Raw genomic sequence first — 24,735 nt, forward strand, 5'->3', positions numbered from 1 at the left:
CCATGGGGAGATGGAAAAAATGGTTGAACTGGCAGGCTTGCGGGACCGGTTGAGCGTACCTGTGATCGCGGCTCCGATGTTCCTTGTTTCCGGGCCGGAGCTTGTGATTGCGGCGGTTCAGGCCGGCGTCATGGGATCGTTTCCGACGGCCAATTGCCGGACCGTGGAACAGCTGGATGACTGGATGTCGCAGATGATGGCTGCCTCGGGTCCGGCGACTGCTCCGGTGGTGCCGAACCTGATTGTTCACCGCACCAACAGCCGACTCGCCGATGATCTGGAGGTCATCTGCCGCCACAGGCCGGAGATCGTCATCGCCAGCGTGGGCAGCCCGGCACCGATCATCGACCGTATCCGTGACTATGGCGGGCAGGTCTGGGCCGATGTGGCCTCCATGCGGCATGCGGAGAAGGCCATCGCCGCAGGGGCGGACGGCCTGATCCTGCTGACGGGCGGTGCGGGCGGACAGACCGGCTGGGCCAATCCCTTCGCATTCGCACGCGGTGTCCGCGCGATCCATGACGGACCGATGGTGGTGGCCGGGGGTGTCTCCGACGGTCGGGCCATCGCGGCGGCGGAGGTCCTGGGTTTCGACTTCTGCTACATGGGCACGCGTTTCATCGCGACGGAGGAGAGCATGGCGGTGCAGCGCTACAAGGACATGCTGGTGGCCGCCAGCCTGGACGATGTGCAGCTTACCGACGCGATCACCGGACTGGACACCAGCATCCTGCGCCCGTCGCTGATCGCGGCGGGGCTGGATCCGAAGAACCTGCCCGCGCGCGACAGCATCGAGATATCGAAGGACATCAACCCCGATGCGCCGCGTCGGTGGAAGGACATCTGGTCCGGCGGGCATTCGGTCGAGGGCGTGCACAGGGTCCAGCCTGTCGCCGAACTGGTCCGGGAGGTCGCGAACCAGTACCGGCAGGCGCGAATGCATCCAGGACGCTGACTGGCGCCCGCGCGGCAGCAGAAAAGCGCTTCCCTTGCCTGGGCAATTATGTGCCTAGTGTTCCTGTTGTAGCGGGAACGGAGTGGGTGACATGCATGACACGTCCGGGTCGGGGCGTCGGTCGGTTGCCACCGGGGGCGATCAGGATATCGACTTCGATGACCTTCTCCAGATTCAGGTGGTGACACTGGGCAACAAGCTCGGTCTTTCCATCCTGCGGCGCGCGCTGGCGCCAAAGAACCTGTCGATCCGGGAATGGCGGGTCATCGCCATCATGTTCGTCTTCGGCCCCGGCATGGCGCGGCAGATCTCGGAGCTCACGGCGCTGGATCCTGCCCATGTCAGCCGCACGATCCATCAGTTGAAGAAGCGCGGCATCGTGACGTTCCACGAGAACCCGAATGACAAGCGCCAGATCATCGTCGACCTGACGGCGGAGGGCGCCGCACTGGCGCGGGAGTTGCTGCCGCAGGTGTCGGAGATCGCGCACGCGGTCCGCAGCATCTTCACCGATGAGGAATTCGCGCAGCTGATCAGTTACCTGCAGCGGGCCAACGACCACCTGGATGTCATGCTGTCCAGCGACCCGGACTGACCGGATCGGTATTGCAGTCGGGGCTTTTCCAAGGGTAGAACTCCGCCGTTGCTGGGGCGTCGCCAAGTGGTAAGGCAACGGGTTTTGATCCCGTCATTCCCAGGTTCGAATCCTGGCGCCCCAGCCAACATCCCGCCAGGCCCGTGATGCACGACTTGCGCTGGATCAATTCCGCAGTGGAATTTGTGTGCATCAATCGACGCCGCATTCACCACCACGCAGGAAATTGCCATGGCCTCCATCTCGTCCATCGTTCGCAAGCATGTCGATGCCGCCATCGCGGAAGCGGCTGAAACAGGTTACTCGCGGGAGGAAGTCGCCCGTTCGATGCTGTCCTTCGTGACCAACATCTACAAGGAAAACCGCTCCACCGACGAGATCGCGGCGGAACTGCGCCACGAGATCGACAATCTGGACCCGGATGCCGAACACGCCTTCATGCGCCCCTGATACCGCAGGGTATCCCTCTCCCGGCTGAACCGGTGCTGGAAACATGCTGTCGGGAGATGTAACAAGTCTCTTCATGACAGATTCGTGACGCTATTCGGGGGCTTGGCCGGTGAAGACTGATTGGGACTACAGCGATCTTGCGGACGCCTATCTGAAGCGACCGGATTACGCCGACACGGCGATTGATGCGATGCTGCGCCTGGCGGATGTCGGCGCGGGGGCAAGGGTGTGCGACGTCGGTGCGGGTGTCGCCCATCTGACGATCAAGCTCGCCGAGCGTGGGCTGAAGGTCGATTCGGTGGAGCCGAACGATGCCATGCGCGCGAATGGCATCAAGCGCACCAGCACGATGACCGATGTGCGCTGGTTCGAGGGCACCGGGGAGGCGACCGGGATGGACGGCGGGGCCTATGACCTCGTCACATTCGGCAGCTCCTTCAATGTCTGCGACCGGCCGAAGGCGCTTGCGGAGACGAAACGCATTCTGGTGCCGGGTGGCTGGTTCGCCTGCATGTGGAACCATCGCGAACTGGATGATCCGATCCAGTCGCGGATCGAAGGGATCATCCGCGACGGTGTGCCGGGCTATGGCTATGGCACCCGGCGGGAAGACCAGACCAATGTGATCGAGGCCTCTGGCCTGTTCCGCAGTGTCGTGACGGTGTCAGGCAAGGTGGTGCATGAACAGTCGAAGGTCGATTGCGTCGAGGCCTGGCGGTCTCATGCCACCCTGGAACGGCAGGCGGGCGAGAAGTTCCATGACGTCGTCAATGCCATCGAGGCCTATCTGGATGGCCTGCCGGGTTCGTCGATCATGGTGCCCTATCGTACCAATATCTGGGTCGCTCAGTTGAGCTGACGGGGCAGATGCTGCATTTCTCCACCAAGGCGGAAACACTGGAAACACTCCGCGGGGACCTGACCACGGCGTCGATCGCGCCACAGGTCCATTTCACGGTGGTGGAGTGGCAGCAGAACCGGAACGCGATCCTGGAGACCCTTTCCGCCCGACTGGGGCCGGTTGCGGTCATCGTGCGGTCCAGTTGCGGGCGCGAGGACGGTGAACAGGCTTCGAATGCCGGTGCCTTTCTGTCCCTGCTGGATGTTGCGGAGGATGACCGGGCTGCTGCGATCGACGAGGTGGTGGCAGCCTATGGTGTGACGGACGGGGCCGATCAGGTGCTGGTACAGCCGATGCTGCGCCAGGTTGTCCGGTCCGGCGTGGCCTTCTCCCATGATCCGAGCACGGCAGCCCCCTACCGCATCATCAACTGGGTCGAGGGCACCGACACAACGGCAGTTACCGGCGGCAAGCATGTGCGTACCTGGCAGCAGGCGGCATGGTCGAAAGTCGACCCGCCCGCCGAACTGGAGCCGGTGCTTGTCCTGCTCGACGACATGCTGCTGCGCTCCGGTGGTCGCCCGGTTGACCTGGAGTTCGCCGTTACCCGCGAAGAGGGCGATGGGGAGAGGCTGTGGCTGTTGCAGGCGCGGCCGTTGATCCTTGACCGACCGGCCCAGGACCCCCTGGAACAGGCGCGTCTGCTGGGCCATGCGGCGGAACTGGTGGCGCGCGGCATGCGCCCGCATCCGTTCGTGAAGGGGGGCAGGACCGTCTTTGGCGTCATGCCTGACTGGAATCCGGCGGAGATCATCGGCCTGCGGCCCCGACCGCTGGCCCTGTCTCTCTATCGCGACCTGGTGACGGATTCGATCTGGGCGTATCAGCGTCACAACTACGGCTATCGCAACCTGCGCAGTTGCCCGCTGATGCTGCACTTCCACGGCCTGCCGTACATTGACGTGCGGCTGTCCTTCAATTCCTTCGTGCCTGCCGCGCTGGATGATGGCATCGCCGGACGGCTGGTCGATCACTATGTCTCGCGTCTGCTGGCGGAGCCGACCCTGCACGACCGGATCGAGTTCGAGATCGTACTGTCCTGCTATTCCCTGGACATCGCCGACCGCACCCGCGCACTGCGGGAAGCCGGGTTCACCGAGACCGAGACCGGTCAGATCGCGGATGCGTTGCGTGATCTGACGAACGGGATCATCGACCCGGAAAAGGGACTGTGGCGCACCGACGCCGCCAAGCTGGAGACGCTGGAGCGGCGGCGGGAGGAACTTCTGGCCGCGGACACAAGTCCCGTGGATCGCATCTACTGGCTGCTGGAAGACACCAAGCGCTATGGCACCCTGCCGTTCGCGGGCCTCGCACGGGCCGGGTTCGTTGCGGTCCAGCTGTTGCGCTCCCTGGAGAAGGTCGGCGTCTTCTCGCCGGAGGACACGGATGCCTTCCTGCAATCCACCTCCACCGTGACAAGCCAGATGGCGGCGGATCGCTCCCGCCTGTCGCGCTCTGTGTTCCTGCAGAAGTACGGACACCTGCGCCCCGGTACCTACGACATTCTTTCCCGTCGCTACGACGAGGCGCCCGACCTCTACTTCAACTGGTCGGAGCGGCCGGAACCGGTCGATGCGGCCCGGCCCTTCAGCATCAGCCTGCCGCAGATGAGGGAGATCGGGCGGCTGCTGGACGAGCATGGTCTGCAGATCGATCCGGTGGGCCTGTTCAATTTCCTGCAGGCCGGAATCGAACTGCGGGAACAGGCGAAATTCGCCTTCACGCGGAACCTGTCCGACATCCTGTCCCTGCTGCAGGACTTCGGTGAGAGCCATGGCTTCAGCCGTGATGACCTCTCCTATTGCGACATCACGACGATCAAGGAACTGCAGATCGCGGCCCTGGGCCCGAAGGAAGTGCTGGCCCGCAGCATCGAGGGCGGGCGCGCGCGCTATGCGGAGACGCTGACGCTTTCGCTGCCGCCCCTGATCCAGCGACCGGAGGACGTCTGGGGCTTCGAGTATCCTGCGATCAACCCGAACTTCATCACCCGCAGGCAGGTGACGGCGGAGGTTGGCGATCTGGAGCAGCGGGACGCACTGGCCGGATGCATTGTCTGCATCCCCAATGCCGACCCCGGCTACGACTGGCTGTTCTCCCGCGGGATCGCCGGTCTTGTCACCGCCTGGGGCGGGGCGAACTCGCACATGGCCATCCGCGCCGGGGAACTGGGGCTGCCCGCCGTCATCGGCGCGGGTGAGGTCAATTTCGAGAAGTGGTCGACCGCGCATCGCCTGCATATCGACTGCGCGGGGAAACTGGTCGAGATCATCGCATGAGCCGGCAGCCTGTCATCGCCGTTACCCAGCGTATCGACGATTACCCTGACCGGGGGGAGCGCAGGGACGCCCTGGATCAGGCACTGATACACTGGCTGGCGGACGCGGGCTTCACCGGCCTGCCGGTGGCAAATTCCTGGACTGGCGAGCAACTGGGCGACTGGCTGGCAATGGTCGACCCATTGGGTGTGGTCCTTTCCGGTGGCAATGACATCGGCACCTGTGCGGACCGGGATGCGGTCGAGCGCCATCTCATCGCCTGGGCGCTGGACAATCGGCGGCCGCTTCTGGGCATCTGCCGGGGCATGCAGATGCTGGCCGTGGCGGCGGGCGGACAACTGAAACAGGTTTCAGGCCATGTCCGGACCCGGCATCAGCTCGCGGCCCCTTTCGGTGATGTGAACAGCTATCACGACAGCGCGCTGGCCGGATGCCCGACCGGGTACGGCGTGCTCGCCAGATCAGCCGATGGCGAGATCGAGGCCATGCAGCACGCGACCCACCCGGTTGTCGGCTGGATGTGGCATCCGGAGCGGGAGAGACCGTTCGATCAGGGTCATCTGGACCTGGCACGGGCACATTTTCATCAGACAGCAGTGGGGACGCCGTGATGCGCGCCATCATCCTGGCCGCCGGTCGCGGTAGCCGCATGCAGACACTGACAGAGGAACAGCCGAAGTGCCTGACCGAGTTGCATGGCAAGCCGCTGCTGGCGCGACAGATCGAGGCCCTGCGCGGTGGCGGTATCAGCGAGATCGGCATCGTCACGGGCTACAAGCGGGAGAAGCTGCAGCCCTACGGGCTGGTCGAGTTCCACAACCCGCTCTGGGAGACCACAAACATGGTTTCCTCGCTTGCTGCCGCTGACAGCTGGCTCACCGAAGGGCCATGCATCGTCAGCTATTCGGACATCTTCTACGAATCCTCTGCCGTCGAACTGCTGCGCGGGAGCAAGGCGGATATCGCCATCACGCATGACCCGGACTGGCTGGAGGTCTGGAGCAAGCGTTTCGACGACCCGCTGGAGGACGCTGAGACGTTCCGGCTCGACGGCGACCGCGTGGTCGAGATCGGCAACCGACCGCAGACGGTCGCGGAGGTCGAGGGCCAGTACATGGGCCTGCTGCGTTTCACGCCGACCGGTTGGGCGGAGGTGCAGCGCATCAGGTCGGAACTGCCGGAGGCGGAACGGAACCGCACCCACATGACCGGCCTGCTGGGGCGTATCATTGCCGCCGGTCGGGTGCCTGTGCGCGCGCTTGCCTACCGCGATGGCTGGGGAGAGATAGACACGGCGACGGACCTGGCGAGCTACCAGTAGGCCGCGCTCACTTCCGCAGCAGCGACAGGACCTGCACGGTCAGATCATCAATGCCCACCCCGGAGTCCCAGCGCAGGTGCAGATCGGGTGCGGTGGGATAGTCCACGGCGACATCCAGTCCGGACACATCGGTGATCTCGCCCGCGTCGAACCGGCGATAGATGCCCTTGGGATCACGCCGCCTGAGTTCCGCCAGCGGTACATCCAGGAATATCTCGGTATATCCGGGCAGGTTCTGCCGGTTCCAGTCCTGAACCTCGCGGTAGAGGGAGATGGTCGCGATGACGACAGTCAGACCCTGATTGCTCAACATGCCGCACAGGCGGCCATAGCGCAGGGCGAGATCGAGTCGCGCGGCACGGGTGTGGCTTGCCGCCGACGTCGCGGTCGGCCCGAAGACGGCACGCAACTCGTCCCCGTCCAGCAACACGACAATTTCCCCCGACTGGCGCAGCCCGTCCGCGACAGGCCCGGCGAGAGTCGACTTGCCTGCACCGGACAGGCCGGTGATCCAGATCGTGCGACCGGTCTTCATGCTGCAGGGTCGCGGTCGAGGCGAAGATGGGCCAGCGGGCGTCGGACGGACCGTCGCAGCGCCAGCAGTTCCTTCAGGACCAGTGCTGTCTCCACCAGCCCCAGTCGCCGTGCGAAACGCTTCAGACCCCTGTCATGGGCAATGGTATCGGCGCGGAACCATTCCATGTGCGAAATCAGGATCCAGAGGAAACCAGCCAGCGATGTGGTGCCCACCGTTGCCGGGTCCGCATAGCCTGCGCTCCTGAGGAAAGGGCGCGTGAACCATTCGGCGAACCGGTACTCGTTCCGGCTCAGGCCTTTCTGCGTCCCGATGGTGGCGGGATAGATCAGCGCTGCACGCTTGTGTTCGAAGGTCGGAATGGGTGCACCGTCGGCACTGTTGCCGAGCCACGGAATGTCACAGACCGATGACGCATGCAGCGCCGGATCGTCGCTGATGCCGAGCCAGAGGGCCAGGCGGCGCAGGATCCCGTCGGGATCCTCGTGCAGGGTGTTCAGGTCAAGCAGTCGAAGGCGGGACTCGTCGGACAGCTGCGCGGCCACCGCCTCCATGTTGCGCCAGCATGTGACTGACCAGCCCCGGACGTTGCGGCAATAGTTGCGAAACGACGCATGTCCCGTCCGCCGGTCGAGGGTCAGGAAACTGAGGCCGCTCTCGATGGGGTGGCGGCAGGTTGCCAGGATCCGGGTCTCGGGAAATGCGCGCAGGATCGCCGGCATGTCGCCTGCAATGGCGCGATTGTTGTGATGCTGCAGTACCACGTACCGCAGACGATCCAGATCCTGCCCGCGAACGACGGCCCACGCCACGGCGAGACTGACGTAGAGGCGCCTCTCCTCGGCGCTGTCGTTCAGGGTTTCCCAGGCCAGCCGGAAGGCATCCTCGAACTGCGGGCGGCGCTGCCGGAACCAGGTCGCCAGCGCATCGGCCATGGAGGCGTCTTCGCCCGCGAAGCTCCGGCCATCATGGAATTCCGGATGGGCATCGAGCCATGCCGAGATGTCCTGGCCAGCCGCCCTGAAACTGTCCGCGTGATGCCAGTGCTGTGCGACCTCCGAAAAGCAGACGACCTCCGGGTGGCCGTCGAACAGGGACTGGATCAGGAACGAACCGGATCGTCCAAGGGGCGAGATGACGATCAGGTTCAGGCGGTCGGCGGCATCGCGGATATCCGCGCGTGCTGGCAGTGCGTCCATTGCCGTCCCGTCAGGACTGGCGGTCTTGTCGGAGGTCAGGCTGCTCATTCACGGTGTCCGCTATCCTGCTGGCAGATCCCCGCTGGCGACGGATACGCAGTGTCGTGAAGCAGAGGCCTCGAATCTGGTCTCCAATCTGGAGGGAGAATCGGAATTGATCAAGGAACCGTCTTGCGGGCCAGGCAGGGGGCCGGACGCGGGTCAGGCAGCGAATACGCTGTCGGATTCATCCTGTTCCAGATCATCCGCACGGCGGCGCGGGGCGTCTTCAGGGGGGACTGTGCGTCGACGACGGTCGGGTCCGAAGAAATCATTGGTGCGGACAAAGGGGCGGGCATTCTCGATCACGGCTGTCAGGCGCTGGGCAAGTACCGCCACCGAAAGGGGTTTGGCCAGAAATTCGGTGACACCGGCGTCGCGCGCGCCGATCACGCCGTCATGGTCACCAGCGCCCGAGATCATGATGATCGGCAGGAAGGGGTGGGGACTCTTCTCGTCGTTGCGCAGGTAGTGGACCAGTTCGATGCCCGACATGCCGTCCATGCGATGGTCCAGCAGCAAGATGTCGGGTACCGCCTGCTTCATGCGGCGCAGCGCCTGGTTGGCATCTGCGGCTTCCTGGACCATGCTCACACGCAGCGTCTCGAGTATGCGCACGATCAGCGCCCGCATCTGCCTGTTGTCATCGACGACCAGGATGGAGATGCTGCTGAGGTCGAGTTTATCCTTGCCCATCACATGGCCTCAGACATTGCCTGCTACGGGCATCGGGGGCAGGGCCGCAAGTGCGTCAAGTATGGGCGTGGCGTCGAGGGTGCGTCGGCGATCACCGGAATCGAGACCATGACCATCACGCCGGTCAGGACCGAAATAGGTCTTGGTCCGCACGAAGTTGCGCGGGTTCAGGATCACTTCCGACAGGCGGGTGGAAACCAGTGCCGCCGACAGGGGTTTCACGATGATGTCGTGGACACCGGCGTTGCGCGCCTCGATGATCGTGCGCTTGTCGGCATAGCCGGTGACCATCAGGATCGGCACATAGGGGTTCGGGCTTTCCTCGCTCCGGCGGACCAGACGGGTGAAGTCGGTGCCGGAGATCGGCTGCATCCGGTTGTCGATGATGACGATGTCGATGGGCTGGGAGCAGAGGATCTGGAAGGCGCTCACGCCGTCTTCCGCCATATGCATGGTCCGTACGCCCAGCGCCCGCAAGATCTGCACGATGATGTCCCGGATATGGCGGTTGTCGTCCGCCACCATGACCGAGAGCATGCTGAGATCGAGGTACTTCAAGGCGTCACCACAGACAGGTCCACGGTACGCGCGCCCATCCGCGCATACACCGTGAACCCTAGTACTGAAGGCTTTCGCTTTGGTTAATCAGCCTCAGCGCGGGCTGCGCTTCGCCAGAATGCGCTGCAGGGTCCGGCGATGCATGTTCAGCCGCCGCGCCGTTTCCGACACATTGCGCCCGCAAAGCTCGTAGACCCGCTGGATATGCTCCCAGCGCACACGGTCGGCGGACATGGGATTCTCCGGCGGTGCCGGCTTTTCCCCGTCGACGGCCAGCAGGGCATTCGCCACATCATCTGCATCGGCCGGCTTGGCCAGATAGTCGATGGCGCCGGCCTTCACCGCCGCGACGGCGGTCGCGATGTTGCCATAGCCGGTCAGCATGACCGCCCGCGCCTCGGGACGGACCTCATGCAGGACACCGACGATATCCAGGCCGTTGCCATCCTCCAGCCGCAGATCGACGACGGCGAAGGCGGGACGCAGGCTGCGCACCATGGCGATGCCCTCCTCGACCGTCTCTGCCGCCTCCACATCGAAGCCGCGTTTTTCCATGGCGCGGGCCAGTCGCAGACGGAACGCCTTGTCATCATCGATGATCAGCAGGGAGCGATCCTCGAGGTCATTGATGTCGAGCATCTCCTCGTCACCGTCCTTCGCCATACGCATGGTCCCCTTCTGCGTCGTTGGGTGCCGGATGCCGGACGGTCCCCCGTCAGCCCCACGTACCCTGCTCAATAATGCCATGGGGCCAGCGAATGGCAACGCGTGCGCCACACGGTACGCCATTCTCGACCCGGTTGCTGAAGTCGACAGTCGCCCCGGAATGACCCAATAGCGTTGTCGCGATGAAAACGCCAAGTCCCATGCCGCCGCGCTGCCGTCTTGTGGTGGTATAGGGTTCGCCCAGTGTCTTCAAGACATCCTGCGGAAAGCCGGGTCCGTCATCCTCCAGCAGGATGGTGATTTCCGGCGTGTCCCAATAGATTTCGATGCGTACCTGTCGCCTGGAGAAATCGACGGCATTCTCGGTCAGGTTGGCCAGACCATGCAGGACTTCGGGACTGCGCGGCACCTCCGGCGGGTGGCCGGTCTGCGGCTCGATCACGATACTGACCTCTGCGGTGCCATAGGGCTCGACCGCCGCTTCCACCAGCCCGACGATGGTGGTCTTGCGGAAGGTATCGTCCCCGTCGCCTGGTCGTCGTGAGAGTTCAGCCAGGATATCGCGGCAGCGCTCCGTCTGGCTGACCAGCAGGTCGATGTCCTCGGTCAGCGGGCTTCCCGTCTCCAGGTCGCGCTGCAGTTCCCTGGCGACCAGGTGGATGGTGCCGAGCGGGGTGCCGAGTTCGTGCGCGGCGGCGGCGGCGATTCCCCCGACCGCGCTGAGCTGTTGCTCCCGCGACAGCGCCAGTTGCGTGGCGCGCAGGGCGTCGGACATGCGCTTGGTCTCGAAGGCGAGACGGCCCGCATAGGTCGACATGAAGGCGATCCCGAGAGCCAGCGCCATCCAGATCGCGCCGACATAGAGCGTCGGAAAATGCAGCCCCGCGCCGGCCCACGGCAGAGGCAGGTACCAGAAGGCCAGCAGACTGGTGAAGACCAGCGCCAGCAGGCCGAGTGCCGCCGTGCTGAGCACCGACAGGATCGTCGCGGAGATCGTCACCGGAACCAGGATCAGGATGACGAACGGGTTCGTCAGACCACCTGTCATGTACAGCAGGGCCGCCAGTTGCAGCAGGTCATAGGCCAGGAACAGCGCCGCCCCCCGGTCCGACAGGCGCGCCGTTGCGGGATACTGGACCGCAAGGACGATGTTCAGCACGCCGGAGGCGAGAATGGTCAGCAGGCAGGGCAGAAAGGGAAACTCGAAATCCAGCCCGAAGCGGATCAGCAGGACCGAGAAGCTCTGGCCCAGCACGGCGATCCAGCGGATCAGGACCAGGGTCTGCAGGCGCACGCGTCCGGATCCGCTGACACCTGGGCTGGTGCCGACGACAAACAGGTCCTGGATTGCCATCTGTCGGTCGTTCATGCGGGATTCTTCCGCCGAGGGTCAGTTCTGCTCCGGCGGAAGATAGCCCGTTTCGGGTCGCCCGCAATCAGGCTTTCATGAAACTGCCATGCAGACCGGCGGGCAGTGCATAGGGCAGGGTCGCCACCGCGACGGGGCCGGAGGACAGATCCGTGGCGTCGAATATCTTCAGCCGGGTGCGCGCCGCCGCGTAGTCCAGCACCGTCTGCAGAACCCAGCCAGCCGCTGAATCCGAATCGCCGCCGTCAGCGGGAACCAGAATCGCCTCCTCGGCGATCTCGGTCGGACCATGGACGAAGGCGTCGATGCGCCCTGTCGCCTGATCCACCATCGCCGTGGTGGAGAACAGGGGGTGATCCACCCCGGCATCCGGGTCGGCGAGCAGCAGGACCGCGCGGTCCGTGCGACGACCGATGCGGCCCGGATGCACCTGCGGGAACTCCGTCGCGGGGCCGTCGATCAGGGGGGATTCGCTGAAACTGCCCTTCGCAGGGTCGATCCTGGCGCTGCGATAGCTGGCGCCGGTGCCCGTGGGGGCCTCCCCGTTCATCACCTGGCGGAAAGCCTCCGTGGTCATGGACGGATCGGCATAGTGGCAATAGTCGAAGCGGATGATGCCTGCCGCATCCTCCCAGGCATTGCCGAAATGATAGACCCAGAAGGCGGGCAGCTCGACGATCCGGCGGCGGCTCGGGTCATCCTTGTCGATGATCAGGGCCTGACCGCCGGTCTCCGGCTGCCAGACATGCCTTTCCAGGAACGTCGCCCCTGCTGTCCCGTCATAGCGCCAGGGTGTCAGGATGAAGACGACATGCCGCTCCGTGATCAGGAAATCATGCACCATGGGGGTCGGTGCGACGTCCAGCAGGTGCAGACTGTGCAGCCCGCCATCCGGATTGACCCGGTAGAGCACGATCTTGCCCGCATATCCGGCGTAGCCGAAGCTCCAGAGTGTGCCGTCCCGGTCCAGCCGCGGATGCGCGGAGAAGGGCATGCCGCGCGCCTCCGGTGCCAGGGTGACGAAGTCCCGGAAGGCCAGCGTCTGCGGATCGAGCTCGATGGCCGATCCACCCTCCCAGAGCGCCAGCAGGCGACCCCCATGCCGGATGATGCTGATGTTGCCGGGGTTGAGCGCATCGGGTGAACTGATGGCGGCACCGTCGACGTCGGTGTCGAAGGCGTCGTAGAGGGGCCGGAACGCGGCCTGCTCCGCCCGCCACTTCGGGGTGTCGATGATCCGCCCTTCGTGGCGCACCGTGCCGTCGGCCAGGCGGAAGCGGTGGACCAGCCCGTCGCCGTCGAACCAGTGGCGATAGCGATGGCCGAAGACCTCGTGCCCCGCAGGACCGTTGCGGCAGAAGTCCCCTTTCAGGTCGGCGGGAATCTGCCCCTCCACGTGTATCTCGCTGCTGTCCGCGGCAACGGTCGGTGCCTCCAGCGTCTGCCAGCCCAGCAGCCATGGCCGCTCCCGCAGGCCGACCTGGAAGTTGAGTGCCCGATGGCGCATGGCATTGGCGTCGGCCAGCGCGGCACCGGAGATGCCGCCGATCCCGAGTCCGGCGACGGCGATGGAGGTCATGAACGTGCGTCGGTCCATCATGATGCGGTCTCTCAATAGGTCAGCGGTGCGCGGGTGGTCACGGTACCCTCGACGGGCACCGTCACGGCAACATCGTCGAAGAAGGGCGGGCCGAAGTTCGCCCGCGCCGCATTGCTGAATGCCACACCCTCCGTCGGAATGCCCAGCAGGTTGCTGTCCAGTTCGCCATTGGCGTTGGCATCGTGAAACACGGCAACGCCATAGCGCCCGGCTGCAAGGTCGGGAAAGCTGAAGGTCATCGTGCCGGGGGCGGCGACACGGAAGCTGGCCGCCGTCTCCTGACCGGACTTCAGGAACTCCGATCCCTCCGCGTAGAGGGCAACCCGCAGGTGGCCGTCACTGCCGACGATGTTCTCCACCGCGATGCGCAACTCGCCCGCATGCGCCATGGCAGCGGGCAATGTGAGCATCGTCACGGCAAGCATGGCAGCGCGCGCGGACCGCGCGGCGCCGGTGCGGCGGGATGATGAAGGCATGACAGAAGTTCGTCCGAACATGGGCTGGTGTCCTTTCGCCGATGAATGTACCTCTTGGCGTCGACAGATTTCGCGTGTGACGCCGAGGGGTGAAGCCTCTCCTTCGGCAAATGCGTCCCGGGTTTCGTGAAACAGGACACTGTGCACTTGGCGCTTCGTGAATGGGAACGGCTGAAAGCGATCCTGCTGGAGGGGCTGGCCGTCGGGGGCGTCTGGTTCCTGGCGGTGATGATCGGTCCGTTCGGCACGTTCAGCGCGCTCACACCCCTGGAACTGATCCAGTACTGGGGTATCAGCATCGCGCTCAACTGGCTGCAGATTCGCCTGGCGCATTTCTTCCTGCACCGCCTGCTGGGCGAATCCAGATTCTGGCTTCCGACGGTGGGGGCCTGTGCGTTGGCATCGGTGCCGGCAACGTTCGAGGTCATCTGGCTGGAGAGCACCTTCCGACCGGAGACGGTGGAACACATCGGTTTTCTCTGGCTCTATCCGCAGGTGTTCGTCCTGTCGCTGGCGATCACGATTCCCATCATGCATTTCTTCATGAGCCGTTCGGCGCCGGCAACGGCTTCGGATGAAGCGGCGCTGTCGGCGCAGGGCGAGGATGCGCAGGGTGATGATGCGCAGGGGAACGGAACGCTGGTGGCCAGCGCGGCACCGCGATTCCTGCTGCGTGTGCCCACCCGCCTGGGCCGGGACCTGCTCTGCCTGCAGGCGGAGGATCATTACGTCCGTGTGCATACGGCACTGGGCGACGACCTGGTCCTGCACCGGTTCTCCGACGCCGTGGAGGAACTGGACGGGCTGCGGGGCCTGCGGGTACACCGGTCCTGGTGGATTGCCGAGGACGCGGTGCAGGATGTCGTGCGGCGCGACCGCAAGACCTGGCTGCTGCTGCGCAACGGGCTGGAAGTGCCGGTCAGCCGTACATATCTGCCTGCGGTCAGGGAGGCCGGCTGGTCATGAACACGAACACCGATGAGGACGAGCGCCCCTTCTGGGAGACGACACGTCTGGAGGACATGACGCAGGGCCAGTGGGAATCGCTCTGCGACGGCTGCGGCAAGTGCTGCCTCTACAAGCTGGAGGACATCGACACGGGTGAGATCGTCTTCACCAATGTCGCCTGTCGCCTGCTGGATCATGAGAGTTGCCGCTGTGGCGACTATGCCAACCGCTCCATCGTCGTCCCCGACTGCCTGACGCTGGACACGGAGAACGTCGGCAAGCTGCGCTGGATGCCCTCCACCTGCGCCTACCGCCTGCTCTACGAGGGCAAGCCGCTGGAACCCTGGCACCCGCTGGTCAGCGGCGATCCGGACAGCGTGCACTGGGCGGGAATTTCGATCCGGGGCCGCTGCATCTCCGAAGACGAAGCCGACGAGGACCTTGAGAACCACGCGCTTGACGGGGAGCCGTGATCGCGGCGCGTCACCAGTTGGTTCCTGACACGTGAAAGGCTGGAATGATGAATGCACATATCGAGAATCTGGACCGGATGCTGGCCGTCTGGAACACCTCGGATTTGTCGGAAAGGGCCGCGCTGACCGACGCCGCGCTGGAACACAACGTCCACTTCGTCGACCCCAACCACAACATCATCGGTCGCAGGGCTTTTTTGGCGATGGTCGAACAGATCCAGAAGCAGATCCCCGGGGCACGCTACACCCGCACCAGCAATGTCGACTTGCAGAACAATCACTGCCGGTATCACTGGGCCATACACCAGGGCGACAGCCTGCTGATGTCAGGCTTTGACGTCACGGAAGTGAATGACGCCGGAAAGATCGTGAAGGTCATCGGATTCTTCGGTGAACTCGAACGCTAGGTTCCGCTGCCTGACCGGTGCCTCACGCCACCTTGCGGTTGGCGTTCATCTCGGCCAGTTGCTGATCGACCAGGCGGCCCTGGAACAGGGACAGGCCGATGGAGCGGCCGAACTCGAAGGCTTCCTCCGAATCGCAGCGGCACAGGATGACGCGGGACGTACCGGTGCGGCGGATGGCTTCGACCAGTTCCTTGCGCCGCTCCGCCCCGCCGTCTTCCAGTGCGTCGGCGGACCAGATGAGTTTCTGCATGTCCAGGCCCAGCTTGCGCTTGTCCACCAGCGGGAAGGTCAGGTGGGTCAGCCCGTCGACGCAGATGCGGTAACCGCGATTGCGCACGAAATCACGCGCGAACATGAAGCTGCTGACGTCGGCGAACAGGTCGCTCGGCTGCACCTCCAGCACGATCGTCTTGCGCGTCAGGGCGCGCAGGCGGTGATCGAACTCCAGGAACTCCGGCGACAGGATGGTGCCGATGTTGATGTTGATGGAGGTGGAGAGCGGCACCGCGTTCTCGATCTCCGGCAGGGCCTTCAGGATGCGCAGGTCCAGGTACTGGGTCAGATAGCTGAACAGATAGGCATTGGCGGTCAGGTTGACCTCCGGCATCACCATCCGGTTCAGGTCACCGATGGAGACGAACAGTTCGTTGAACACCGGGCGCAGCGTCCCGTCCGGTGCCATGGCGCAGATCGGCTGGCGCCGCATCAGGGAGGTGATGTCCATCGACGTGATCTGCTCGACCAGGCGCCCCAGATGTTCCGGTCGCATCGGGACCTTCGGCGGCTGCTGGTTCTTGCGGGCCTTGCGCCGCTCCGCCTCGATCAGGCGTTCGTTCTCTGCCTGCTGCTTCAGCGAACGGGCGAGGGCGACGAAGGCATCATATTCATCGTCCAGGTCATACCAGGTGCAGAATTTCCCGGTGTCATAGGCGTCATCGTGGGTCAGGGGGTCTTCGTTGAACAGATAGCGCAGGCGGGTCACGACCTCATCGACCTCGGTCGGGGTCGCGCCGCGGGCAACGAAGATGAGATCGTTGTTCGACATCATGAAGAGCTGGCCGTCGAAGCGCTTGGCCAGCAGTTCGAAACTGTTGGCAGCAATACGCATGTGGTGCGCGCGCCGGTAATGCGCCCCCAGCCGCGACAGGTGGATATGGACCGCGATGCGATCATCCGTGTGCCGCGCCAGTCGCTCGGCAAAGTCCAGCAGCCGGATTTCCTGGTCTGTCCGCGCCTTCATTGACTCACTTTCCGCGTTTCGGGTTCTGCGCCCGGTTCTGCCTGAAACGGAACCGTCGCACAGGTGGCTTTAGAACTGGTTAACCGGCCGACAATGGCTGCGGCGGGATGCATCAGGGATTGACCTGCGGCCCGGCTTGGCTGATGCCTGTCGGACAACCCAATTCACTGGAGGCATAGCCACCCATGCGTGTCCTGTTCCTGCACAACAATTTTCCGGCCCAGTACCGGCATGTGGCGACCAGTCTGGCGGCGGAGCAGGGGCACCAGCTTGTCTTCGGCACCCAGGCGAAGAACGGCGAGATTCCGGGGGTGACCAAGGCGTTCTACAAGCCGGCGCGGGAGGTGCGGGCGGAGACGCATCATTATGTCCGCAACCTGGAAAGCGCCGTGCTGAACGGCCAGTCGGTCTATCGCATGTGCATGGACCTGAAACGCCAGGGCTTCGTGCCGGACCTGGTCTGCGGCCATTCCGGCTGGGGTCCGACGCTGTATGTGAAGGATGCGTTCCCCGACACCCGTGTCCTGAGCTACTTCGAATGGTTCTACCACGCGCATGGTTCCGACGCGGACTACCTGCCGGAGAGCGAGATTTCCTCCGACGATGAATGCCGCATCCGCACCCGCAACGCCGCGATCCTGCTGGATCTGGCGAACTGCGACTGGGGCCTGTGTCCGACGCTGTTCCAGCGCGACCAGTTCCCGAAGATCTTCCACAACAAGCTGACCGTGCTGCATGACGGCGTCGATACGGATTTCTTCAAGCCGGACCCGGATGCGGTGATGAAGGTCGGCGATCTGGACCTGAGCGGCGCGAAGGAGATCGTCACCTACGCCACGCGCGGGATGGAGCCCTATCGCGGCTTCCCGCAGTTCGTGGAGGCGGTGGCGCAGTTGCAGAAGGTGCGGCCCGACATGCACGCGGTCATCGTCGGCCAGGACCGGGTGGCCTATGGCCGGAAGCTGCCTGATGGCCGAACCTTCAAGCAGAAGATGCTGGAGGAACTGGAACTGGACATGAGCCGGGTCCACTTCACCGGACTGCTGCCCTATGGCGAGTACCTGAAGGTGCTGCAGGCCAGCCACGCCCACGTCTACATGACCGTGCCCTTCGTGCTGTCCTGGTCGCTGATCGAGAGCATGGCGACGGGGTGCCTCATCATATCCTCCGACACCGAGCCGGTGCGGGAGGTCATTCGCGACGGCAAGCAGGGTCTGCTGGTGGACTTCTTCGATGTCGACGGGCTGGCGCAGCGGATCGCGGAAGCGCTCGACAACCGGGAAGCGCTGAAGCCGCTGCAGGAGGCGGCGCGGGAGGTGGTGCTGAAGAACTATGCGCTGAAGGACACGCTGCCCAAGCATGTCCGCCTGCTGAAGGCGGTTGCCTCCGGCGCGCTGCCGCCGGTCCTGTCCCCGCCGAAGCCCCCGGCCCGGCCCGGCCCGGCCGCCGCCGCCGTCGCTGAGCCAGCCATGACATCGAGTCAGCCATGACACACAGGGCCTCCGGTTTTGCCAGTCCGACGCGACCGGTGATCGTGGATGCCCCGCAGGCCCTGCTCGACCTGACCCGCGCGCAGGCACCGCACTGGCCGGAAGCGGAGGGCGCGGACGATGCTGCTCATGTCACCGCCCTGACAGCGGACGATGGCTCCGTCCGGTTCACGGCCAGCAGCTACGCGGCACCGGATGTGGTGCTGCCGCCGGGCCTGCTGGCCGCCAACGGGCTGATCGGCACCGTCATCGGGGCCTTCACCGCGGCCGATCCGGACTGGATCTGCCTGCATGCGGCGGCAGTTGCCCTTGGCCACGGCGAACGGCGGGGCCTGACGGTCCTGCTGGGGGACACGATGGCGGGCAAGAGCACCCTGGCCATGGCCCTGGCGGCAGGAGGCGCGCGGCTCTGGTGCGATGACCGTCTGCCGCTTTCGCGGGACATGCAGGGTCTTGCCCTCGGACTTCGGCCCAAGCTGCGTCTGCCCCTGCCGGACAGTGCCCCGTCCCGGTTCGCCACCCTGGTGGAAGCGCGCGGTATGACACGGGAGGGGAGCATGGTGTATCTGGCGCTGGAAGAGGAGATGCAGGCGACGTTCGGGGAGGTTCTGCGGGTCCGCCGGCTGATCACGCTGGAGCGGTCAGGGCAGGCGCAGGCACCGAAACTGACGCCGGGCAGTATTGGCGAGACCGTGAAACGTCTGGTCCCCGTGACCTTCGCCCCCCATCTGGACCCGATGACCCGGCTCACCCGGCTGCGCCAGGTAGCAACGGCCTGCGAATGCCGGCATCTGGCCTATGCTGACAGCTTCGAGGCGGCGGAATTCCTGATCCGGGAGCCAGACGAATGAACCATTGGGAACGTGTCGCGGGCGTATCCGAGAACCCGATGGACGATGACCTGTTCCTGGTGGCGCCGGTCAGTGGCGAGATCGTTCATCTGGATGCCATGGGGGCCGCGATCTGGCGCCTGCTGGAACAGCCGCAGAGCCTGGAAGAGATTCAGGCGACCTTCGCCGCGGCCTTTCCCGATGCGGCGGCGGAGCGGCTGCAGGGTGACCTTGCGGTGGCCCTTGAAACGCTGAAAGCCGCCGGACTGGTGCGACAGTCCGACGGCTGATCAGGGAGGGGCAGAAAGAGAAGGCTTGCGGGCCGGTGCCTCAGGCGGCGGCTTCCGCTTCTTCCGGGTCACGCAGCACATAGCCGCGTCCCCAGACGGTCTCGATGTAATGGTCGCCACCGGTCGCAGCCGCCAGTTTCTTGCGCAGCTTGCAGATGAAGACGTCGATGATCTTCAGTTCCGGCTCGTCCATGCCACCGTAGAGATGGTTCAGGAACATTTCCTTGGTCAGCGTCGTGCCCTTGCGCAGCGAGAGCAGTTCCAGCATCGCGTATTCCTTGCCGGTCAGGTGGATGCGCTGGGCATCGACCTCGACTGACTTGGTGTCCAGGTTCACCACCAGCTTGCCGGTGCGGATGATCGACTGGGCATGACCCTTGGAGCGACGGACGATGGCATGCACGCGGGCCACCAGTTCCTCACGCTTGAAAGGCTTGGTCAGGTAATCGTCGGCGCCGAAGCCGAGACCCTTCACGATGTCGCCCACGTCCATCATGCTGGACAGGATCAGTACCGGGGTCGAGACCTTTGAAAGGCGCAGCTTCTTCAGCACGTCATAGCCGTGCATGTCGGGCAGGTTCAGGTCCAGCAGGATGATGTCGTAGTCATACAGCTTGCCCAGATCCAGGCCTTCCTCGCCCAGATCGGTCGAGTAGACGTTGAAGCCGTCTGACGACAGCATGGTCTCAATGCCACGCGACATGGCCATATCATCTTCGATCAGCAAAACGCGCATCGCACCGTTCCTTCCTTGACCGCATTAACCCCGTGCGAAGGATAATCTTCCATTAATCCTAACGAAGGGTTAACCGCGTTAACACTTGTTGATTCTCATTCCGTGACGTCAGTCGTGACGATTGTCCGCGGTTTCGCAATTCCCGTTCCAGTTTTGTGTCGGCCGTCAGGAAATGTCAGAAATCTGTCATTCAGGGATGACAGATCGATTTTCGGGGCGCAGACTTTCAGGTGACAGGGCCGGGTGCCCAGATGTCACCCGGTTCTACCCACCGAACGACGGAAGGGAGTACCTCGTGTCATCCAAACCAACACTAGACCAGATGAAGCGTCGCCATGCGGAGCTTGAGGCCAAGATCTCCGCTGAGGAGGCTCGCCCGGCACCGGATGAAGCGCTGTTGGCGAAATGGAAGAAGCAGAAACTCTCGCTGAAGGATTCGATGCTGGAGCGACACGCGGCCTGACCGCGCGCATCGACGACTGACCGACCGAGGGCCCTGTCAGGCAACTGGCAGGGCCTTTGTGTCACAGCGCCTGGTATCGTCGGCATTCTGTCCGTGTGGCGCCGCAGACGGCAGCGCAGCCTGCCCCCGTTGCGTCCGCCACATGGTGCAAGTGCATCTGCATCCAAGCAAGGTTGCCGACAAGTGCACTACCCTGTTCGCAATTCAGTGAACCAGCAGTCTGCAGGGGGACGCATGTCACGCTTGACGGTGGGAATCGACGTCGGAGGCACATTCACCGATTTCGTGGCCTATGACCCGGAAGGGAAGGAAGTCACGGTCTGGAAGAATCTTTCCACGCCGGACAATCCGACGGACGGCGTGCTGCAGGGGCTGCAACAGCTCACCGGCAGCATCCGCAACCTGCGCCTCGGCACCACCGTGGCCACCAATGCGATCCTGGAACGGCGCGGCGCGCGGGTCGGCTACGTCACGACGAAGGGCTTTCGCGATGTGCCCTTCATCCAGCGCGGCAACCGCAAGCACCATTACGACGCCAGCTGGGTCAAGCCGAAGCCGCTGATGAAGAGGCGTGACTGCTTCGAGCTTGATGAGCGGATGCTGGCCAGCGGCGCGGTCCACAAGGCCATCGACCCCGCCGAGGTGGAAGCCATGGCAGCGGAGATCGCGGCCAGGGGCGGGATCGAGGCGATTGCCGTCAACCTGCTGTTCTCCTATGTCACCCCCGATCACGAGATCGCGGTGCGCGACATCCTGGCGAAGGCCCTGCCGGACGTGCCGGTCTCCATCTCCTATGAAGTGCTGCCGAAGTGGAAGGAGTACGAACGCGCCTCCACCACAATTGCGGATGCCTTCGTCAAGCCCATCGTCAGCCGCTATCTGACGGACCTCGGCACGCGGCTGAAGGAGCGGGGCGGCGTCGAGAATGTCGCCATCATCAAGTCCAATGGCGGTGAGATGACCACCGACGCGGCGGCCGCATCCCCGATCCACATGACGGTCTCCGGTCCCACCGGCGGCGTTGTCGCGGCGCGCCATATCGCGGCGCAGCTTGACGTGGGGAATCTCGTCACCTTCGACATGGGCGGCACCTCCACCGACTGCTCCACGGTCGTTGATGGGCAGGAGAGCTTCACCACCAACTTCGAGATCGAGTTCGGTGTGCCCATCCAGGTGCCGATGATCGACATCCGGACGATCGGTGCAGGCGGCGGTTCCATCGCCTGGATCGACAAGGGCGGCATGCTTCGGGTCGGACCGCAGAGCGCCGGCGCCAATCCAGGCCCGGCCTGCTACGGCTTCGGGGGCACGCAGCCCACCGTGACGGATGCCAATGTCATTCTGGGACGTATCAGCCCGGAGAACTTCCTGGGCGGAACCATGGCGCTGGACATGGCAAAGGCGCGGGCGGCGATGCAGACCATCGCCGAACCGCTGGGGCTGGGCGTGGAGGAAACCGCGCTGGCGGTGCTGCGCATCGTCACCAACAACATGACCGGTGCGCTGCGGTCGGTGCTGACGGAGCGCGGTCTCGATCCGCGTGACTTCGCGCTGCTGGCCTTCGGTGGCGCCGGGCCGCTGCATGTCGCCGATCTGATGGGAGAGGCGTCGATCCCGACCGGCGTCGTGCCGAACCATCCCGGCCAGTTCTCCGCCTTCGGCTTCATCATGACCGACGCGCGGGTCGATCTGGAGCGGACGGTGCAGATGACCTCCAGCCGCTTCGATCTGGACCGCGCCAATGAGGTCATGGGCCAGCTCGTCAGCGATGCGCTGGGCAACCTGAAGGCACAGGGCTACGAGCAGGGCCTGAGTGTCAGCCGTACGCTGGAACTGCGCTACCTCGGCCAGAACTACGAACTGGAAGTGCCGGTGGAGTTCGAGACCTTCGACGCCGAGACGGTGCAGAAGGCTTGGTCGACGTTCCACGCGCTGCACAAGTCGCGCTTCGGCTTCAATATCCCGCGGGAGGTGATCGAGGTCATTACCTTCAAGGTCACCGCGATCTCGGTACGGGAGACGCCGACCCTGCCGACCCTGCCGAAAGCCGCGGGTCTGCCGGAACCGACGGCTCACCGGCAGGTGCACTATGATGACGGTGCCATGCAGGCCGCTGTCTATGATCGTGCCAGCCTGGGTGATGGTGCGGTGATCGAGGGACCGGCCCTGGTCGAGGAACCGGCTTCCGTCACCGTGCTGCGCCCTGACCAGACGCTGACGGTCGACGGTCACGGCAACCTGATCATCCGCAACCGCTGAACAGAGGAGACGAGGCCATGGGAACGTCGAAAGCCACAGATTTCGTCACCATGAACATCATCGAAAGCTCCATGATCTCGGCGTGCCGGGAGATGGGGATCACCCTGATGAAGACGTCCTATTCGACGATCTTCAACGAGGCGCTGGACTTCACCTGCGCCATCGCCAGCGCCGAGGGCGAGATGTGGGCCGTGGCGGAATTCTGCCCGGCACAGATCGGCGGCATGCCGCTGATCATCAGCTCCAGCCTGAAGGAAATCCCGCTGGACACCATCCACCCCGGCGACGTGATCGTCCACAACGACCCCTATCGCGGCGGCCTGCACACGCCGGAGCACACGCTGTTCTGCCCGGTCTTCGTGGATGACCAGCTTGTCGCCTTCACCGTCGCCATCGGTCATGTGGCGGAAGTCGGCGGCATGGTGCCGGGCGGCTTCGCCTCGGAAGCGACCGAGATCTTCCATGAAGGCATTCGCGTGCCCCCGGTGAAGATCAAGAAGCGCGGCGAGGATGTGGAGGAAGTCTGGAAGCTCTGGCTCGCGAACGTCCGCACGCCCCGCTACAACTACGGCGACATGCGCGCCCTGATCAGCGGTGTCGAGGTGGGCGCGGAGCGACTGGCCCAGACCATCTCGAAGTATGGTGTGGATCACTTCCGCAAGATCTGCGCCGACCTGATGGACTATTCTGAGGCCCGGATGCGGGCGGAGATCCGCGACCTGCCGGACGGCGCCTATCCGTTCCATGACTTCATGGACAATGACGGTGTGACCGATCAGGAAATCCGCATCAACGTCGAATGCTTCATTCAGGACGACGAGATCGTGGTCGATTTCGAAGGCAGCTCGCCACAGGTCGGCGGTCCCATCAATGCCACGCTCGGCGTGACCTGGTCGGCGGCCTACAATGCGATCCTGCATCTGACGGATCCCTCGATCCCGAAGAATTCCGGCTGCTTCCGGCCCATTCACGTGCTGGCACCGGCGGGGACCGTGGTCAATGTCGACTATCCGGCACCGGAGGTCGGTGGCAATACGGAGACCCATCCCCGTATCGCCGGGGCGGTCATCGGGGCGCTGGCCCCGGCGTCGCCGGAGCGGGCCTTCGCCTCCGAGGGCGGCACGCACCTGAACTTCGTCTTCGGTGGTCAGGACAAGGCGAACGACGAATATTTCGCCTGCTATGACATCGAGGTCGTGGGCTGGGGCGCGACGCGCCACGCCGACGGCAATGACGCCACCGACGCGATCAACGGCAATTGCCGCGTGACGCCGGTGGAGGTGTTCGAGACCCGCTACCCCTGGCTGACGGAGGAAGTCAGCCTGATCCCAGACTCGGGCGGGGCGGGCGCAACCCGTGGCGGACTGGGCACCCGGCGCATCTGGACTTGTCTGGATGCGGAAATCACCTGCAGCCAGCTCACCGACCGGCATGTGCATCAGGCCTGGGGCCTGAACGGCGGCGGCTCCGGCACGTCCGGCATGACGCTCTACATGGCGGCGGGAAGCAACGAATGGCAGAACATGATGCAGGCCTTCGGCAAGGCATCCACCAGCAAGTGGTCCAACGTGGTCATCAAGCCGGGTGACCGGGTGGAGATCGTGACACCGGGCGGCGGCGGCTACGGCAGCCCCGCAGAACGTGATCCGGAACTGGTGCAGGAAGACGTGGCCGAAGGCTATGTCACGGCAGAACGCGCGAAGGCCGACTATGGCCTCGGCGCCGGGGGGGATTGATCCATGCGTTTCTCGGACACCGGCTACTACATCGAACGCTACATCAAGTGCGGCAACTGCGGCGTGCTGGTCTATGACGAGGGCGTCAAGGCCAGCGACCCGAAGCTGGAAGGGCAGACCTTCTGCTCCGACTGGTGCGTCGACTGGCGGACACAGCGCGTGAATGGCAACAAGGCCCCGAGGATCAAGACGGGCTGATCCCCACCCCGACCTTCCCCCGT

The 24,735-nt window shown here is 64.4% G+C and carries 27 protein-coding genes and 1 tRNA gene; 18 read left to right on the forward strand and 10 right to left on the reverse strand.

Annotated elements, in window-relative coordinates; all coding sequences use genetic code 11:
* Positions 1 to 19 precede the first annotated feature (19 nt).
* From QGV54_RS01565 to QGV54_RS01600, 8 genes are all read left to right on the forward strand, one after another.
* Positions 20 to 955, forward strand: a complete 936-nt coding sequence (locus QGV54_RS01565; RefSeq protein WP_281018631.1) for a nitronate monooxygenase — start codon at positions 20 to 22, stop codon at positions 953 to 955.
* A 91-nt stretch (positions 956 to 1,046) separates the two neighbouring features.
* Positions 1,047 to 1,550, forward strand: coding sequence for a MarR family transcriptional regulator (locus QGV54_RS01570; RefSeq protein WP_281018630.1), 504 nt, complete (start codon positions 1,047 to 1,049; stop codon positions 1,548 to 1,550).
* A 52-nt stretch (positions 1,551 to 1,602) separates the two neighbouring features.
* A tRNA-Gln gene (locus tag QGV54_RS01575) sits at positions 1,603 to 1,677 on the forward strand.
* Between the two features lie 104 nt (positions 1,678 to 1,781).
* Positions 1,782 to 2,000, forward strand: coding sequence for a hypothetical protein (locus tag QGV54_RS01580; protein WP_281018629.1), 219 nt, complete (start codon positions 1,782 to 1,784; stop codon positions 1,998 to 2,000).
* Between the two features lie 109 nt (positions 2,001 to 2,109).
* Positions 2,110 to 2,859: a methyltransferase domain-containing protein gene (locus tag QGV54_RS01585; protein ID WP_281018628.1), complete on the forward strand. Its 750-nt coding sequence runs from the start codon at positions 2,110 to 2,112 to the stop codon at positions 2,857 to 2,859.
* Positions 2,860 to 2,867: 8 nt separating this feature from the next.
* Positions 2,868 to 5,183 carry a PEP/pyruvate-binding domain-containing protein gene (locus tag QGV54_RS01590; protein ID WP_281018627.1) on the forward strand — a complete coding sequence of 772 codons (2,316 nt, stop codon included), beginning with the start codon at positions 2,868 to 2,870 and terminating at the stop codon, positions 5,181 to 5,183.
* Entirely contained in the window at positions 5,180 to 5,794 is a 615-nt protein-coding gene (locus QGV54_RS01595) for a gamma-glutamyl-gamma-aminobutyrate hydrolase family protein (RefSeq protein ID WP_281018626.1), read from the forward strand. Before QGV54_RS01590 ends, QGV54_RS01595 begins: the two co-directional genes overlap by 4 nt.
* Positions 5,794 to 6,504 (forward strand): phosphocholine cytidylyltransferase family protein, encoded by a 711-nt coding sequence (locus tag QGV54_RS01600; RefSeq protein WP_281018625.1) that lies wholly within the window; start codon positions 5,794 to 5,796, stop codon positions 6,502 to 6,504. Before QGV54_RS01595 ends, QGV54_RS01600 begins: the two co-directional genes overlap by 1 nt.
* A gap of 7 nt (positions 6,505 to 6,511) precedes the next feature.
* Here QGV54_RS01600 and QGV54_RS01605 read toward each other — a convergent pair whose 3' ends face one another.
* The 8 genes from QGV54_RS01605 to QGV54_RS01640 form a co-directional block, all read right to left on the reverse strand.
* Positions 6,512 to 7,039, reverse strand: coding sequence for an adenylyl-sulfate kinase (locus QGV54_RS01605; RefSeq protein ID WP_281018624.1), 528 nt, complete (start codon positions 7,037 to 7,039; stop codon positions 6,512 to 6,514).
* Positions 7,036 to 8,286 (reverse strand): sulfotransferase, encoded by a 1,251-nt coding sequence (locus tag QGV54_RS01610; RefSeq protein WP_281018623.1) that lies wholly within the window; start codon positions 8,284 to 8,286, stop codon positions 7,036 to 7,038. Before QGV54_RS01610 ends, QGV54_RS01605 begins: the two co-directional genes overlap by 4 nt.
* A gap of 153 nt (positions 8,287 to 8,439) precedes the next feature.
* Positions 8,440 to 8,973: a response regulator gene (locus QGV54_RS01615; RefSeq protein ID WP_281018622.1), complete on the reverse strand. Its 534-nt coding sequence runs from the start codon at positions 8,971 to 8,973 to the stop codon at positions 8,440 to 8,442.
* 9 nt (positions 8,974 to 8,982) lie between these two features.
* Entirely contained in the window at positions 8,983 to 9,531 is a 549-nt protein-coding gene (locus QGV54_RS01620; protein ID WP_281018621.1) for a response regulator, read from the reverse strand.
* A 93-nt stretch (positions 9,532 to 9,624) separates the two neighbouring features.
* Complete coding sequence (locus QGV54_RS01625; RefSeq protein WP_281018620.1) at positions 9,625 to 10,200, reverse strand: ActR/PrrA/RegA family redox response regulator transcription factor; 576 nt, start codon at positions 10,198 to 10,200, stop codon at positions 9,625 to 9,627.
* Between the two features lie 46 nt (positions 10,201 to 10,246).
* Complete coding sequence (locus QGV54_RS01630) at positions 10,247 to 11,566, reverse strand: ActS/PrrB/RegB family redox-sensitive histidine kinase (protein WP_281018619.1); 1,320 nt, start codon at positions 11,564 to 11,566, stop codon at positions 10,247 to 10,249.
* A 67-nt stretch (positions 11,567 to 11,633) separates the two neighbouring features.
* Entirely contained in the window at positions 11,634 to 13,166 is a 1,533-nt protein-coding gene (locus tag QGV54_RS01635; RefSeq protein WP_281018618.1) for a carotenoid oxygenase family protein, read from the reverse strand.
* 11 nt (positions 13,167 to 13,177) lie between these two features.
* Positions 13,178 to 13,642 carry a DUF2141 domain-containing protein gene (locus QGV54_RS01640; protein WP_281018617.1) on the reverse strand — a complete coding sequence of 155 codons (465 nt, stop codon included), beginning with the start codon at positions 13,640 to 13,642 and terminating at the stop codon, positions 13,178 to 13,180.
* A gap of 147 nt (positions 13,643 to 13,789) precedes the next feature.
* Here QGV54_RS01640 and QGV54_RS01645 point away from each other — a divergent pair, with 147 nt between their 5' ends.
* The 3 genes from QGV54_RS01645 to QGV54_RS01655 are packed head-to-tail and all read left to right on the forward strand — an operon-like array spanning position 13,790 to position 15,470.
* Positions 13,790 to 14,608, forward strand: a complete 819-nt coding sequence (locus QGV54_RS01645; RefSeq protein WP_281018616.1) for a LytTR family DNA-binding domain-containing protein — start codon at positions 13,790 to 13,792, stop codon at positions 14,606 to 14,608.
* Positions 14,605 to 15,063, forward strand: coding sequence for a YcgN family cysteine cluster protein (locus tag QGV54_RS01650; protein ID WP_281018615.1), 459 nt, complete (start codon positions 14,605 to 14,607; stop codon positions 15,061 to 15,063). The genes QGV54_RS01645 and QGV54_RS01650 overlap by 4 nt, the downstream gene beginning before the upstream one ends.
* A gap of 44 nt (positions 15,064 to 15,107) precedes the next feature.
* A complete protein-coding gene (locus QGV54_RS01655; RefSeq protein WP_281018614.1) occupies positions 15,108 to 15,470 on the forward strand; it encodes a nuclear transport factor 2 family protein in 363 nt (120 codons plus the stop codon).
* A 22-nt stretch (positions 15,471 to 15,492) separates the two neighbouring features.
* Here QGV54_RS01655 and QGV54_RS01660 read toward each other — a convergent pair whose 3' ends face one another.
* The gene (locus QGV54_RS01660) at positions 15,493 to 16,710 is read right to left on the reverse strand and encodes a hypothetical protein (protein ID WP_281018613.1); all 1,218 of its coding nucleotides are present in this window, start codon (positions 16,708 to 16,710) and stop codon (positions 15,493 to 15,495) included.
* A gap of 185 nt (positions 16,711 to 16,895) precedes the next feature.
* On the opposite strand from QGV54_RS01660, the gene QGV54_RS01665 reads away from it, so the two are divergent.
* The 3 genes from QGV54_RS01665 to QGV54_RS01675 are packed head-to-tail and all read left to right on the forward strand — an operon-like array spanning position 16,896 to position 19,320.
* The gene (locus QGV54_RS01665) at positions 16,896 to 18,200 is read left to right on the forward strand and encodes a glycosyltransferase family 4 protein (protein ID WP_281018612.1); all 1,305 of its coding nucleotides are present in this window, start codon (positions 16,896 to 16,898) and stop codon (positions 18,198 to 18,200) included.
* Entirely contained in the window at positions 18,197 to 19,051 is an 855-nt protein-coding gene (locus tag QGV54_RS01670) for a hypothetical protein (protein ID WP_281018611.1), read from the forward strand. The genes QGV54_RS01665 and QGV54_RS01670 overlap by 4 nt, the downstream gene beginning before the upstream one ends.
* Positions 19,048 to 19,320: a PqqD family protein gene (locus QGV54_RS01675; RefSeq protein WP_281018610.1), complete on the forward strand. Its 273-nt coding sequence runs from the start codon at positions 19,048 to 19,050 to the stop codon at positions 19,318 to 19,320. Before QGV54_RS01670 ends, QGV54_RS01675 begins: the two co-directional genes overlap by 4 nt.
* Positions 19,321 to 19,360: 40 nt before the next feature.
* On the opposite strand, the gene QGV54_RS01680 is transcribed toward QGV54_RS01675, so the two are convergent.
* Positions 19,361 to 20,056, reverse strand: a complete 696-nt coding sequence (locus QGV54_RS01680) for a response regulator transcription factor CtrA (RefSeq protein ID WP_281018609.1) — start codon at positions 20,054 to 20,056, stop codon at positions 19,361 to 19,363.
* A gap of 295 nt (positions 20,057 to 20,351) precedes the next feature.
* On the opposite strand from QGV54_RS01680, the gene QGV54_RS01685 reads away from it, so the two are divergent.
* The 4 genes from QGV54_RS01685 to QGV54_RS01700 all read left to right on the forward strand — a co-directional run bounded on the left by QGV54_RS01685 (position 20,352) and on the right by QGV54_RS01700 (position 24,712).
* A complete protein-coding gene (locus QGV54_RS01685) occupies positions 20,352 to 20,519 on the forward strand; it encodes a YdcH family protein (RefSeq protein ID WP_281018608.1) in 168 nt (55 codons plus the stop codon).
* Between the two features lie 234 nt (positions 20,520 to 20,753).
* Positions 20,754 to 22,778 carry a hydantoinase/oxoprolinase family protein gene (locus QGV54_RS01690; protein WP_281018607.1) on the forward strand — a complete coding sequence of 675 codons (2,025 nt, stop codon included), beginning with the start codon at positions 20,754 to 20,756 and terminating at the stop codon, positions 22,776 to 22,778.
* 17 nt (positions 22,779 to 22,795) lie between these two features.
* Positions 22,796 to 24,514 (forward strand): hydantoinase B/oxoprolinase family protein, encoded by a 1,719-nt coding sequence (locus QGV54_RS01695; RefSeq protein ID WP_281018606.1) that lies wholly within the window; start codon positions 22,796 to 22,798, stop codon positions 24,512 to 24,514.
* 3 nt (positions 24,515 to 24,517) lie between these two features.
* Complete coding sequence (locus QGV54_RS01700) at positions 24,518 to 24,712, forward strand: hypothetical protein (RefSeq protein WP_281018605.1); 195 nt, start codon at positions 24,518 to 24,520, stop codon at positions 24,710 to 24,712.
* Positions 24,713 to 24,735: the final 23 nt, after the last annotated feature.

The sequence above is a fragment of the Minwuia sp. IMCC3060 genome, from assembly GCF_029909435.1.
Lineage (GTDB): Bacteria > Pseudomonadota > Alphaproteobacteria > Minwuiales > Minwuiaceae > Minwuia.